Genomic DNA, 1,220 nt, shown 5'->3' with positions numbered 1-1,220 from the left:
TTGGCTTATTACTAAAGGGGAGTAAAGTTCGTTTAGGTGAACAAAAAGAGGATATGCCTGGTTGGTATAAAATTGTGTCGATAACTTTAGGCACGGTGGTGACACCAAATGGGTTTCAAACTGAATTGGGCAATATTACTGGTTATGTTTGGCATAAAGATATTGGTACGACAGCAAAAGATAGACCGACAGGAAAGACCGCGGATGCCAATAAAGACTATGAAATCTGCAAGGAAGATAATAAAAAAGTTGGCAACCCCGAAGTTGAAGTAAAAGGCATTGCGGTTTATGGTACGGCAAACAGTAAACAGAAATTAACTTATTTACCAAAGACAGCGACGTTTGAATTTGACGGTCAAGAGAAGGGATATGCCAAAATTCGAAAAATCAATAATTGTGATGTACCTAAAGTATTGGTTGTTGAAAATGGCGGAGATGATGCGCCACATAAGGGTTATATTAAATTAACCTCACTGGTAATTACCCAGCTTAAACCTGAAAAATTAGACAAAGTCGTGGTATTAAAAGCACCGATGCCAATAAAGAAAGGTGATTTTATTGGTTACCTTGGTCATAATGTGAGTCAAAGCGAGCGTTTTGACGAGCCTAAAGAAGCCCCGTTATCGAACATGAAACGGGCGTTAGACAATCGATTACAGCCATTGGCACATATTGAATTATTGACCTGTGATGATTTGCCTGAGTTTATCACTAAAACCCGCGCCTTAGCGGACAAGTTACCAGAAAGTGAAAAGACTATCATATTAGTTGAAAAAGAGGCCATATTAGCGCAAGCCGCTAAACCTACTGGTCATTTAAGTTCCGGTGTTGAAATTCATTTTACGGGCGATATTGACAGCTACTATATTAAGGTCAAGCCATCTTATACTATTAATATTCCGGGGGTATGTTTTTATTCTTCGACAGATAATCCGTTATTAAACACAGTTTTTGGTCAAGAGATTAATGGCGTTAATAGAATAATACAAACTGAAAACAACGAACCGAAGCGGTACACTTTAACGTCGATAGAGAAAGAGAATCTAATAACGATGAACCATTCACGTTATCCGGAGTTAACCCTAGTAGACATTCCAAATGAAGTTGAGCTAATTAGCGTTGCAAATGAACAAAATGAGCCTGCAAATCATGAGGGTTTTTATACGATTCGTTTTATGCTTGAAAATAAACCATACTGGATAGAATCCAGTGCGGTATCA

General features: G+C 38.1%; 1 pseudogene. It reads left to right on the top strand.

What is annotated here, in order from left to right:
- A pseudogene (locus tag GQ589_RS11720) lies at window positions 1-1,220 on the top strand (hypothetical protein); the annotation flags it as partial.

The organism is Gilliamella sp. Pas-s27 (genome assembly GCF_009795865.1).
Classification (GTDB): domain Bacteria; phylum Pseudomonadota; class Gammaproteobacteria; order Enterobacterales; family Orbaceae; genus Gilliamella.
Note: the sequence above shows the minus strand (reverse complement) of the source record. Positions and strands in the feature narration are given on the sequence as shown.